General features: G+C 51.5%; 12 protein-coding genes, 1 pseudogene and 1 riboswitch. All 13 genes and pseudogenes read right to left on the bottom strand.

The features are described 5' to 3' along the window. Nucleotides 1-16: 16 nt before the first annotated feature. The 13 genes and pseudogenes from purB to HMPREF9473_RS10300 all read right to left on the bottom strand — a co-directional run bounded on the left by purB (nucleotide 17) and on the right by HMPREF9473_RS10300 (nucleotide 12,393). Nucleotides 17-1,450, bottom strand: coding sequence for an adenylosuccinate lyase (gene purB, locus HMPREF9473_RS10360; protein ID WP_006780056.1), 1,434 nt, complete (start codon nucleotides 1,448-1,450; stop codon nucleotides 17-19). Between the two features lie 40 nt (nucleotides 1,451-1,490). Next, a complete protein-coding gene (purF, locus tag HMPREF9473_RS10355) occupies nucleotides 1,491-2,933 on the bottom strand; it encodes an amidophosphoribosyltransferase (RefSeq protein WP_006780055.1) in 1,443 nt (480 codons plus the stop codon). Nucleotides 2,934-2,986: 53 nt separating this feature from the next. Beyond that, complete coding sequence (gene purC, locus HMPREF9473_RS10350) at nucleotides 2,987-3,694, bottom strand: phosphoribosylaminoimidazolesuccinocarboxamide synthase (RefSeq protein WP_006780054.1); 708 nt, start codon at nucleotides 3,692-3,694, stop codon at nucleotides 2,987-2,989. A 116-nt stretch (nucleotides 3,695-3,810) separates the two neighbouring features. Beyond that, entirely contained in the window at nucleotides 3,811-4,110 is a 300-nt protein-coding gene (locus tag HMPREF9473_RS10345; RefSeq protein WP_006780053.1) for a hypothetical protein, read from the bottom strand. Between the two features lie 145 nt (nucleotides 4,111-4,255). Beyond that, nucleotides 4,256-4,576 (bottom strand): hypothetical protein, encoded by a 321-nt coding sequence (locus HMPREF9473_RS10340; protein WP_006780052.1) that lies wholly within the window; start codon nucleotides 4,574-4,576, stop codon nucleotides 4,256-4,258. Between the two features lie 68 nt (nucleotides 4,577-4,644). Next, nucleotides 4,645-5,401, bottom strand: a pseudogene (dapB, locus tag HMPREF9473_RS10335) (4-hydroxy-tetrahydrodipicolinate reductase). A 72-nt stretch (nucleotides 5,402-5,473) separates the two neighbouring features. Continuing rightward, nucleotides 5,474-6,361, bottom strand: a complete 888-nt coding sequence (gene dapA, locus HMPREF9473_RS10330; protein ID WP_006780050.1) for a 4-hydroxy-tetrahydrodipicolinate synthase — start codon at nucleotides 6,359-6,361, stop codon at nucleotides 5,474-5,476. Between the two features lie 111 nt (nucleotides 6,362-6,472). Beyond that, a riboswitch (Lysine riboswitch) is annotated at nucleotides 6,473-6,647 on the bottom strand. Between the two features lie 15 nt (nucleotides 6,648-6,662). Continuing rightward, a complete protein-coding gene (locus HMPREF9473_RS10325) occupies nucleotides 6,663-7,169 on the bottom strand; it encodes a cob(I)yrinic acid a,c-diamide adenosyltransferase (protein ID WP_006780049.1) in 507 nt (168 codons plus the stop codon). Between the two features lie 169 nt (nucleotides 7,170-7,338). Beyond that, nucleotides 7,339-7,986: a single-stranded DNA-binding protein gene (locus HMPREF9473_RS10320; RefSeq protein ID WP_006780048.1), complete on the bottom strand. Its 648-nt coding sequence runs from the start codon at nucleotides 7,984-7,986 to the stop codon at nucleotides 7,339-7,341. A gap of 220 nt (nucleotides 7,987-8,206) precedes the next feature. Beyond that, on the bottom strand, nucleotides 8,207-10,048 hold the full coding sequence (typA, locus tag HMPREF9473_RS10315; protein WP_006780047.1) for a translational GTPase TypA: 1,842 nt from the start codon (nucleotides 10,046-10,048) through the stop codon (nucleotides 8,207-8,209). Between the two features lie 145 nt (nucleotides 10,049-10,193). Then, nucleotides 10,194-10,847, bottom strand: a complete 654-nt coding sequence (locus HMPREF9473_RS10310) for a YigZ family protein (RefSeq protein ID WP_006780046.1) — start codon at nucleotides 10,845-10,847, stop codon at nucleotides 10,194-10,196. Next, nucleotides 10,844-11,695 carry a M15 family metallopeptidase gene (locus HMPREF9473_RS10305; protein WP_006780045.1) on the bottom strand — a complete coding sequence of 284 codons (852 nt, stop codon included), beginning with the start codon at nucleotides 11,693-11,695 and terminating at the stop codon, nucleotides 10,844-10,846. The genes HMPREF9473_RS10310 and HMPREF9473_RS10305 overlap by 4 nt, the downstream gene beginning before the upstream one ends. A gap of 23 nt (nucleotides 11,696-11,718) precedes the next feature. Then, nucleotides 11,719-12,393: a bactofilin family protein gene (locus tag HMPREF9473_RS10300; RefSeq protein ID WP_006780044.1), complete on the bottom strand. Its 675-nt coding sequence runs from the start codon at nucleotides 12,391-12,393 to the stop codon at nucleotides 11,719-11,721. Nucleotides 12,394-12,590: the final 197 nt, after the last annotated feature.

Raw genomic sequence — 12,590 nt, 5'->3', positions numbered from 1 at the left:
ATAACGGTTCTATATTCTACACGTTAATCTCCGCCTTCATTCCGAGAATCTCACGGTTCTCGTCTAATATCGGGCGAATGACCTCTTCTAAGTACTCTTCCACCTGCTTCGGCGCGCGGCCTACATATTTGGCCGGATCCATGGTCTTCTGCAGCGCTTCTAAGCTTAGGCCAAAGGCGGGGTCTGCCGCAATCAGCTCCAACAAGTTATTGTCGAGCCCGCGCTCCTTCACGTTCTTTCCGGCCTCCATGGACAGCTGGCGGATTCTCTCGTGAAGCTCCTGTCTGTCGCCACCGGCTTTTACCGCGTCCATCATGATGTTTTCGGTGGCCATGAAAGGAAGCTCAGCCATCAAATGCTTCTCGATTACCTTCGGGTACACCACAAGACCGTCCACCACGTTTAAGTACAGGTCAAGGATTCCGTCTACAGCCAGAAAGCCCTCCGGAATGCTTAAGCGCTTGTTGGCGGAGTCATCCAAGGTCCGCTCAAACCACTGGGTGGATGCCACCAGCATAGGGTTCATCACGTCGGACATCACATAGTTGGACAGGGAGGCAATTCTCTCGCTTCTCATCGGGTTCCGCTTGTAGGCCATGGCGGATGAGCCAATCTGGTTTTTCTCAAAGGGCTCCTCCACTTCTTTTAAATGCTGAAGCAGGCGGATGTCGTTGGAGAACTTGTGGGCGCTCTGGGCAATGCCGGCCAGCACGTTTAAGACGCGGGTGTCAATTTTACGGGAATAGGTCTGGCCGGATACCGGGTAACAGCCGTCGAAGCCCATTTTCTCCGCGATTTTCCGGTCCACCTCCCGGCATTTCTCGTGGTCGCCGTCAAATAACTCCAGAAAGCTGGCCTGGGTTCCGGTGGTACCCTTGGAACCTAACAGCTTCATGGTGGAGATGACATGGTCTAAGTCCTCCAAATCCAGATAGAGTTCCTGGAGCCACAGCGTGGCCCGCTTTCCCACGGTAGTGGGCTGGGCTGGCTGGAAATGGGTGAAAGCCAGGGTCGGGAGATTCTTGTAGGCGTCGGCAAATTTCGACAGCTCTGCCATCACGTTTAACAGCTTCCTGCGGACCAGGCGCAATGCCTCGGTCATGATGATGATGTCCGTGTTGTCTCCCACATAGCAGGAGGTAGCGCCTAAGTGGATGATGCCCTTGGCTTTGGGGCACTGGACTCCGTAGGCGTGAACATGGGACATAACGTCGTGGCGGACCAGCTTTTCCTGGGCTTTGGCTACGTCGTAATTGATGTCATCCTGGTGGGATTTCAGTTCGTCGATCTGCTCCTGGGTGATGGGAAGACCTAACTCCTTCTCCGTCTCGGCCAGGGCAATCCACAGGCGTCTCCAGGTGCGGAATTTTTTGTCAGGGGAGAAGATATACTGCATCTCCTGGCTGGCGTAGCGCTCGGATAGAGGGCTTTGGTATTTGTCGTTGCTCATGTGAAAATCTCCTTCTAAACAATTATATACTAATATGAAGTTACCTCGTGTAGTCCCCTCTAATATCTTCCTTCGGCGGCGCAATCGGATACTCTCCGCTGAAACACCCCGTACAGATAGGCAGTCCCTCCGCCAGCTCACTCAGCCGGTTCATCTGGAGATAGGACAAGGAATCGGCCCCTATCAACTTGCAGACCTCCTCCACCGTCTTCCCATATGCAATCAGCTGCTCCTCCGACGGAATATCCGTCCCGAAATAGCAGGGATGTAAAAATGGCGGGGCGCTGACCTTGACGTGGACTTCCTTTGCTCCCGCGTCCTTCAGCATCCTGACAATCTGGTGGCTGGTGGTTCCCCGGACGATGGAGTCATCAATCATGATAACCCGCTTTCCGGCCACCGCCTCCTTAAGCACATTCAGTTTCACCCGAACGCTGGATACCCGGCTGCTCTGCTTGGGTTTGATAAAGGTTCGTCCCACATAGGAATTCTTCACAAACGCCGTCCCGTAGGGAATCCCCGACTCCATGGAATATCCCAGAGCCGCCGCATTGCCCGACTCCGGCACTCCCACCACGAGATCGGCCTCCACCGGCGAATCCTTGGCAAGGCACCGTCCGGCGTAGATTCTGGAGTGGTAAACGCTGACTCCGTCAAACACGCTGTCCGGCCTTGCAAAATAAATATATTCAAACACACATCTGGCCTGCTTCTTCTTATCCGGCAGGCACATACTGGTATCGGACTGAATGCCGTCCTTCGTGATGGTGACAATCTCCCCCGGCTCCACATCCCGGATAAAGGATGCCCCCAGCGTATCCAGGGCACAGCTCTCCGACACCAGAATATAGGCGTCATCCTTCTTCCCGATACAAAGCGGCTTAAACCCAAAGGGGTCTCTCGCCCCAATCAGCTTCCTCGGGCTCATGATCACCAGCGCGTAGGCGCCCTCAATCTTTTTCATGGCATTGGCCACCGCCTCCTCCACGCTTGCCGTTTTAATTCTCTCCCTGGCAATGTGGTAGGCGATCACCTCTGAATCAATGGTTGTCTGGAAGATGGCACCGGTGTACTCAAGCTCCCTGCGAAGCGCAGGCGCGTTGGTGAGATTGCCGTTGTGTGCCAGACCCAGGGTGCCTTTTACGTAATTCAGCACCAGGGGCTGCGCGTTTTCACGGGTACTGCTCCCCGCAGTTGAATAGCGCACGTGTCCCACGCCGATATTGCCGTGGAGACCTTCCAGAATCTCCGGCGTGAACACCTCGTTGCAAAGCCCCATCCCCTTGTAAGCGTTAACCTTCCCCTTCGGTCCTTCGGTATCGCTGACCGCGATACCACAGCTTTCCTGTCCACGGTGCTGGAGGGCGAACAGCCCGTAATAGATGGTTGACGCCACCTCCCCGCCCCCGAAATCATAGATTCCGAAGACGCCGCACTCCTCATGGATTCCGTCACTTGTGCTCTGCTCTAAATATTGATTCATAGATACCCTTTCCAGTCAGTCAATGTCGGTCTTTTAACCGTTTCCGTCAACTCTTACTCGATGCCCAGTCTGCGGAACACTTCGTTGTAAGCATCCTCCACATTTCCCAGGTCTCTTCTGAATCTGTCCTTATCCAGTTTTTCATGAGTGTCCTTGTCCCACAGTCTGCAGGTATCCGGGGACACCTCGTCCGCCAGAATAATCTGTCCGTGGTATCTGCCGAACTCAATCTTGAAATCAATCAAATCCAGGTTCAGGCTGTCAAAGTATTTTATCATGATTTCGTTGACCTTGCGCGCATAGGTGTTGATGGTGTCAATCTCCTCCTGGGTAGCCAGGTTCAGCGCCAGTGCATAGGACTCGTTGATGAATGGATCATGTAAATCGTCGTTCTTGTAGCTGAACTCCAGGGTCGGCTGGCTGAACTTCACGCCCTCCTCCATGCCCATCTTCTTGGCAAAGCTGCCGGCTGAGAAGTTTCTCATGATGACTTCCAACGGAACAATCTCCACCTTCTTGACAGCGGTCTCTCTGTCGTTTAACTCCTCCACCAGATGCGTCGGAATCCCCTCTGCCTCAAACAGTTTGAAGATATGGTTCGTCATACGGTTATTGATAGCGCCTTTTCCCACAATGGTACCCTTTTTCAAGCCGTCAAATGCGGTCGCATCGTCCTTGTAAGACACGATTAATACATCCGGGTCCTCAGTTGTGTAAACTTTCTTCGCTTTTCCTTCATACAATAACTCTTTTTTCTCCATTGGTATCCACCTATCCTTTACATAATTTATAAGTTGCATAGATAAAAGAACATTGTTTCAGTAGAAATTATAATACAGGCAGTATGCAAATACAATAACTTTATTTATAACAATTACTAATTAGTACTTTTCAATTTTTCTTTTCTGTAAACATCGATTTCCCCATCCTCCAGCCGGAAACGGATGCCGTAAGTCCTGTCCGGCGCCTTTTTAACGTCTTCCTCCGCTGCCGCAGTCTCCGTCTCCAGAATACTGCTCATACGGCACAGTCCGCCGCCCGCTCCCAGAGATTCCCTCGCAAAAAAAGCCATCTCCCAAACCAGGATGACGCAGCAGACATATCGGATATAGCGGGATAAGGAATATACGGACGCCCTTGAATAGTTCCGCCAGGGCTTTCTTCGGAATCTTCTCATAAAAGGATACCACCTCCACAGAATTTGCGGAATAGACACTCAGTATAACACAGGAAAGCCCCGCGCTTCAAGCCCCAAATCATGGCACAAAAATAGAGAGGCCGTCACCAACCTCTCTGCTTTTGTTACCCATACTGTGTATTCCTTATTTGGTTGTCTCGTCTGAGTTATTTGTGGTAGCTGATGTTCCGTCAACCACATCATTGACACCGCGTTCCACATCGTCAACGATGCCGCCGATGACTCCCGTGCTGCTCTCGCTGTTGGTGTCATTGGTGCCGCTGTTGTCGTTTGTCCCCATTCCGGAGGACTCTCCGGCTCCGGTTGTGACACCCTGTGTGGTGGTCTGGGTTCCGGCAGCGGATGTGGTGTTGTTTGCGTTATTGTCTTTGTTGCTGCATCCCGTCATTGCAAATACAGCCATGGCCAGTAACAGGCCAAATACATATACTTTGATTTTCTTCATAATAGCATTCTCCTTTCTTCTTTCTAACACTATTATGTGTAGACGGAGAATGTTTTATGGTGGTACATTTATCCAATTACATCGGACATGTTGTAGAGACCGGCCGGCTTCCCTGCCAGGAATCTGGCCGCCTCGATGGCGCCTTTTGCGAAAATGGCTTTGGAGTACGCCGTGTGGCTGAAGGTCACTACCTCGTCCTGTCCCGCGAATATCACATCGTGCTCTCCCACAATGGAGCCGCCGCGGACGGACTGGATGCCGATTTCTTTTCTGTCTACGTTTTTCCTTTTTTGTGCTTCTGTCGTACTGGTAGTGGTACTCCCCGCCCATGGCCTCATTCAGGGAATCTGCCAGTGCCAGGGCCGTGCCGCTGGGGGCATCCACCTTCTGGTTGTGATGCTTCTCCACAATCTCCATGTCAAATCCGGCCGCCGCCAGAGTCTTCGCCGCCTCGGCCACCAGTTTTAATAGAAGATTGACACCCAGGGACATGTTGGCGGAGCGGAGCACTGCCACTTCCTTCGCCGTCTCGGCCACCTTGGCCGTCTGTTCCTCCGAAAGACCGGTGGTACATACCACAACCGGCAGCTTCTTCGCCGCACAGTAGTCCAGCAGATGGTCCACCGCCTTCACCGATGCGAAATCCACGATGACATCAGCCGCCACATCGCAGTCCTCCAGAGAAGTAAAAACCGGATACTCATTTTGCTTATTATCTGCCATATCAATTCCGGCTACTATGGCAATATCTTCCATTTGAGACACAAGACCGGTGATCACCTGTCCCATGGCGCCATTGCAGCCATGCATTATCATTCTGACCATGTCGCTCTCCTGTTCTTTCCCTATTTTTTATGGATGCGCACTCCGGCGCGAGAGTCTGCCGAGGCAGATTCTTTATTTTAAAATGCCGTACTCTCTCATCGTCTGGGCCAGTTTCTCCCTGTGGGCCGGCTCTATCTCTGTCAGCGGCAGGCGAAGCGGTCCTACCTCCTTGCCCATCAGATTCATGGCCGCCTTCACCGGAATCGGGTTCACCTCGCTGAACAATGCTTCCACCAGCGGAATCGCATCAATCTGCATCCGGGCGCTCTTTGCCACGTCGCCTGCGAAATAGGAGGCGCAGATTTCATGGGTCTGGGCCGGCGCCACGTTTGACAAAACGGAGATAACGCCCTTGCCGCCAAGTGCCAGAATCGGCACAATCTGGTCGTCATTTCCGGAGTAAATGTCCATCTTTCCGTCCGTCAGCTTCATCAGCTTCGCGATGGCGGAGAAATTGCCGCTGGCTTCCTTCACTCCAACGATATTGTCCACCTGGTGGAACAGGGCCGCCATGGTCTCAGGAGTCATGGTCACCCCGGTCCGGCTGGGAACGTGATACAAAATCACCGGTATCTTCACCGCGTTGGCAATGGCGGTATAATGCTGGATCAGGCCGTTCTGGGTGGCCTTATTGTAGTATGGCGTCACGAGCAGCAGGCCGTCCGCCCCCACGCTCTCGGCGCCTTTCGACATATCGATGGCTTCCCTGGTACAATTGGAGCCGGTCCCGGCCACCACCGGAATCCGCTTATTCACCACCTTACAGCAGTAGCGGATCACGTCTAAATGCTCCTCGTGAGTCATGGTTGACGATTCCCCTGTGGTCCCGCAGATGATAATGCTGTCGGTCCCGCCGGCAATCTGCTCCTCAATAATCTCTTCCAGCTTCTCATAATTTACGGTTCCATCCTCGTGAAACGGAGTTACCAGGGCTACGCCCGCACCTTCAAAAATTGCCATACTAAAATCCTCCTTTACCCCATTGGTTCATTATTCCAGCCATTGATTCATCATTTCAGCCATTAAAATAGGGCTGACATTGTATGGATATCAGCCCCCTAAAGTTTGTTTCCTTTAAGTAGCTCCCCATCCAGACACGGATGACAGTCATAAGGTTCTTCACCATATGCCCAGATTTGTACTGTCAGGAAGTACTCCTCTTCGGCGCTCTCCCTTTCCACCGCCCTCGTCTGCACCTGCTGCATCCGGCGGTCTACTCTTGATTCGCGCAACCTCTACTTTTGCTTATGAAATTATCCTATCACGGTTGCCTCTCTTTGTCAACGTCAATATAGTCGATGACGGAGATTGCATCCACGTAGGGTCGTAACTTCTCCGGGAATATCTTGCCCGTGAGAATCAGTGACATGTCGTCCTCCTTGGAGGACACCAGCTTTTCAAACTCCTCCAACTCGATGATGTTCCGGTCGATAATCCCCAGCACCTCATCCAGAATCAGCACGTCGCACTCTCCGGTGGCAATCACCTTCTTGGCGAAATTAAACCCGTTTTTGATATTGATTAACTCTTCTGCCTTCTCTTCCTCGGACAGGTCTTCGAAAAAGGCATCCGCCTTCTCGAAGCGGAATATCTTGAAATCCGGTTCCAGGCTCTTGAGCGCGTCCTGGTCCTCCTTCCGGTTCCCTTTCAGGAACTGAATCATGATAACCGATTTCTGTTCTGTCAGTGCCATGATGCCCTTGCCGATAGCCAGAGATGTCTTACCCAAACCGGCACCACATATCACTTCCACACTTCCGTTTTTCATGCTTTGTACCTCTATGTATTTCCTTTTCCTGCGTTTTCTTGTTCCTTCTAAGAATCAACTTCTGAGAATGCTTCCTGTTATATCATTGGAAACCTGCTTATCTTAACATATATTTAACGGATTTGCAAGTTTTCTTACAATTCCCTTAAGTTCCTGACAAGGCGGACGGCTACATTTCCTCCCTCATCTCCATCTCTCCGCTCTCCAGTTTGCTGACGGAAACCTCGTAGGCGATTCTCTTCTCGCACTCGTTATCGCTGATTTTCTTGGTGTACTCCCGGCTCTGGACTCTGCCCCACAGCTTCACACGGGCGCCCACCTCAAAACCGGAGGCGTATCTGGCATTTCTTCCCCAGGCGATGCAGGGTATGTAATCGGATTTCCCGTAGGGACGGTTCACCGCCACCAGAAGGTCCGCAATCTCGCGCCCTAACGGCGTCTTCCGGTAAATCGGCACCTTGCAGATATAGCCGTCCAGGAATATCTGGTTGGTCTTGGTGTAATCCGTGAATTCCTCCATAAACGTAATCTCCCGCACAAAGATGGAAAGCACCAGACGGTTCTTCGCCCCTTCATGACGGTTGTAGGAGCGGAACTGCCCCTGGGCCTCGATGGTACAGCCCTCATAATTCTCATTTATATTAATCAGACGCTCTGATATCATCAACGGGATAATGTCCGCCTGGTCGCTCAAACGGCTCACCGCCACGTCCACCAGATAGAACCCCTCCCCAAACACTTCATGGCTAAAGGTAAATCCTGAAACAATTTCTCCAATTACACATACCTTGTTGTTCTCAATCATTTTTTCTGACATTGTATTTCTCCTCTTCCTTCACTTTTTTTGTTTTTGCTCGTAGCTAATATTAAGTTTATGAAAAGAATTCCAATGTCATTCCAAAAAACGTTCGTCTTATTTTGACAGCGATTTTCCGCAAAATCGGCCTTTACATAAAACTCCGGACGCACGAAAAAACGCCGGAAACTTATTATTTCCGGCGTTTTTCTGACACTCTTATGCATTTATCCAGACAAAACTACATCTGGGATTTCTTGTTCATGGCGGAACGTTTTCTCATGGTTGGGTCCAGAATCTTCTTGCGGATTCGAAGGCTGGTTGGGGTAATCTCAAGCAGCTCGTCCGTGTCGATGAAGTCCAGGCACTGCTCCAGGCTCATCTCCTTCGGCGTGGTCAGCTTCAGCGCTTCGTCGGCGCTGGAGGAACGGGTGTTGGTCAGCTTCTTCGTCTTGCAGACATTAATCTCGATGTCCTCCGCCTTTGGGTTCTGTCCGATGACCATACCGGAATACACCTTCACGCCAGGCCCGATAAACAGCGTACCGCGCTCCTGGGCGCTGAACAGGCCGTAGGTGATGGATTCCCCTGACTCGTAGGCAATCAGGGAACCGGTCTTCCGGTAACTCAACTCGCCCTTAAACGGCGCGTAGCCGTCAAATACCGTATTCAGGATACCATTTCCCTTGGTGTCCGTCATAAACTCCCCGCGGTAGCCAATGAGGCCCCTGGCGGGAATCTCAAATTCCAGTCTGGTGTAGCCGCCGTTGGCCGGACTCATGCCCTGAAGCTCACCCTTTCTGGATGTCAGCTTCTGGATAACCGCTCCGGTAAATTCCTCCGGCACGTCGATATAGGCCAGCTCCATGGGCTCCAGCTTCTGGTTTCTCTCGTTGTAATGGTACAGCACCTCCGCCTTGCTGACGGCAAACTCAAAGCCCTCGCGTCTCATATTCTCAATGAGAACGGACAGATGAAGTTCTCCACGTCCGGACACCTTGAAGCAGTCCGGAGAATCGGTCTCCTCCACACGGAGGCTGACGTCGGTGTTCAGTTCCCGGAACAATCTCTCTCTGATATGTCTGGAGGTGATATACTTGCCCTCCTGACCGGCCAGCGGGCTGTCATTGACCATAAAGTTCATGGCGATGGTGGGTTCGGAAATCTTCTGGAACGGAATGGCCTGCGGATTCTCCACGGAGCAAAGGGTATCCCCAATATGAATGTCCGTGATTCCGGAGATGGCCACGATGGCTCCGATGGTCGCCTCCTGCACCTCCACCTTGTTCAGACCGTCAAACTCATACAGCTTGCCAATCTTCACCTTCTTCATCTTATCCGGCTCATGATGGTTCACCATGACACACTCCTGGTTGACCCGGATCGTTCCGTTGTCCACTTTTCCGACACCGATACGGCCCACATACTCGTTGTAGTCGATGGTGCTGATTAACACCTGGGTGTCCGCATCCGGGTCGCCCTCCGGGGCCGGGATGTGCTCGATAATGGTCTCAAACAGCGGGCTCATATCCACTTCCGGATCCTCCAGGTTCTTCTTGGCAAATCCGGACTTGGCCGAGGCAAAGATAAACGGGCAGTCCAACTGGGCGTCCGAAGCGTCCAAATCCATGAGAAGCTCCAGAATCTCGTCAATCACCTCCACCGGTCTTCCCTCCGGGCGGTCAATCTTGTTGATACACACAATGACGGAAAGGTCCAGTTCCAGGGCCTTGCGCAGAACGAACTTGGTCTGGGGCATGGCGCCCTCGTAGGCGTCCACCACCAGGATAACGCCGTTAACCATCTTCAGCACACGCTCCACCTCGCCGCCGAAATCGGCATGGCCTGGGGTGTCGATAATGTTAATCTTCGTATCTTTATAGTACACTGCGGTGTTCTTGGACAGGATGGTAATGCCCCGCTCCCGCTCGATATCGTTGGAGTCCATGACACGGTCTGCCACCTCCTGGTTAGCGCGGAACACACCGCTCTGCTTTAACAGTTCATCCACCAGTGTGGTTTTGCCATGGTCAACGTGGGCAATAATCGCAATATTTCTTACATCTTCTCGTTTCATCTTCATAAGGTATTCTCTTCTTTCTCAAAAAAAACTAAGGACGATTGCTCTGTCCTTAGCCTGTCTAATCTATCACAATTTGATAGTATATCATTACACATGCCCAATTGCAAGAAAAATCTGCAAAGTCTCTCTATATTAATGAAAAAAGTCACTCCTCAAAGAGAATGATTTCTTTTTCCAACACTCCGTAACAGGTCTCTCCTGCCGCCTCTATCTGCACCCGGCCGCTGCTGGCTTCCGTTAAATCCTTAACAAGGCTGTCCGCCTCATCCACAGGCGCAAGAACCGTCACCACCACCTTATCCGTGTACTCCGTATCCAGGATGGTGGTTCCCCGCTGCGCCAGCAGATACTGTATCTTACCGATACCGTTGTAGTCGGTCGTGAGTCTCAACTTTCTACCCAGCTGCTTTAACAAAACCTGGCAGTTTTTCAGGCCCTCCTGCACAGCTCCCTGGTAGGCACGCACCAGGCCGCCTGTTCCCAGCAGTGTTCCTCCAAAATAGCGGGTGACTACCACGCACACATCGCAGATGTCTTCCCCCAGCAGCACATCCAGCATGGGACGTCCCGCGGTCAGGGACGGCTCCCCGTCATCGCTGCACCGCTGCTGGCCGTCACTGCCAATCACCCACGCATAGCAGTTGTGGCTGGCATCCCAGTATTTCTTTCTCATCTCTTCTATAAAGGAGACGGCTTCCTCTTCCGTATGCACCGGCCGCACCGTGGCAATAAAACGGGATTTTTTCTCAACTAACTCCCCGCTTCCTCCCCGGTACAGAATTCGATAACTTGTTCTCATTTTTTATTCACATATTCCTCCAGCGTAATCTTGCTGTCCATAATGACCCTGGCCGCCTCTTCCCCCACATAGCGGTAACAGTAAGGCTCGTAGTCAATCCCAGTGATATCGGTCTTTCCCTCCGGATACCGCTGGATAAAACCGTAGTCGGCGCAGTTTGCCACCAGCCACTCCATCTCCGCAGTCGTTCCCTCGGCCAAATCCTCCGTGTTGTCATCGCCCAGTTTGATGATGTCCACCATCAGTCCGGTCTGATGCTCACTCTCACTTGGCAGAGCTATCTTCCGCTTCGTTTTGTAAAATGCCTGGTTATAAGTATCTCCCTCCGCCATATACTGGGCCACGGAGGTCTGAAACAGATTCTGCTGCTTCTCCGCGCTGCGGTAGGAAGAATAGATATGAAGCTTCACCCCGGCATCCGCCGCGGCCGTTATCATCTCTTCCAGCGGTTTTGCAATCCGCTCGTCCACGAACTGCCCATCCTGTACTTCTTCCAGCTTCACCGTGAAATTTTCCGGCAGCCCCGTGTGGTTGTTCACCACCATCAGATTCCAGTCCAGGCTGTCCTTCACACTGCTGGTGTCAGAAATGTCGCCGTCACCGGCCTTGTTCTCCACTTCTATCACCGGCCTCGCCAGCACCTCCAGTTCCCTGATACGCTCGGTCTGCTGAACCACAAGTTCATTCTGCTTCTCATATTTCTTGTTAAGTACGGTCTGTCTGTAACACAATAAAATACTGGTACTGATAGGAATTATGATAATCAACGCAAGTACGGTCAGGATCAGGTGTTTATAGAATCGCACACTTCCGATATAGGGGCGCTCTAACTCGTTCTGATTATCCATTCATATACCTCCGCGCTGATTCATCAATCATATGTCTTAACCAAACCTTTAATCTTGGTACCGGCACTCATCTCGAATGTCTTGGCGTAAACATTTCCCATAATTACGGAAGAGGTCTGGAATACAACCTTTCCTTCTACCTTGATATCGCCTTCGCTGGTACCGTCTGTTATTACTTCATGTGCAATGATATCGCCCTTGACCTGCGCTCCGTTACAGATGGTAACCTTGCCGGCCACGGTGATGTTGCCGCTGACGCTTCCCCAAATCTCCATCTCAGCCGCGGAGATATCTCCGTCAACCTCGCCGCCAATCAATACACTACCCCCGCAGACTACGTTGCCGATAATACGGCCGCTGATGGTCATGTTGCTGCTGGAACTGACGTTACCCATAATCTCCATATCCGCCGCAACGGTGGACTCAGTCACATATGGAGTGCGCTCCTGCTGAACTGGTTCCGGAATCGGGTCCGGTGCTGCTGCTGATGCTGCTGCCTCCACACTCTGATAGGGCGCCGCACTGGAAGCAGTGCTGTATGTCGTCTCCTCATCCTCGTCGTCATCAGACATATCGAAGAACTGCGGTCCTTCCGTTTCAAAAACCTCTGCATCTAAATCCTCATCTACCGGATACCCCAGAAGTTCATTGACCGCTTTCTTAAAATTATTATCGCTTCTGTTAGTCTTCTTACTCATGCCTTTTATAGTTCCTCCTTGAACTTATTATCCCTATTTGATTTATTATAGTAGAATTCTTCTACAAAATCAATCACAAAACATCAAAAATGTGAATGATTGTCAATTTTTCTACATTTTCTCTCCAGATTTGGGGTGGTGGGAAATCATTGGAGTTGAATTGCCATAAAAACTTTGCTATAATGTAGCGATAAAGG

The organism is Hungatella hathewayi WAL-18680 (assembly GCF_000235505.1).
Classification (GTDB): Bacteria; Bacillota; Clostridia; order Lachnospirales; family Lachnospiraceae; genus Hungatella_A; species Hungatella_A hathewayi_A.
Note: the sequence above shows the minus strand (reverse complement) of the source record. Positions and strands in the feature narration are given on the sequence as shown.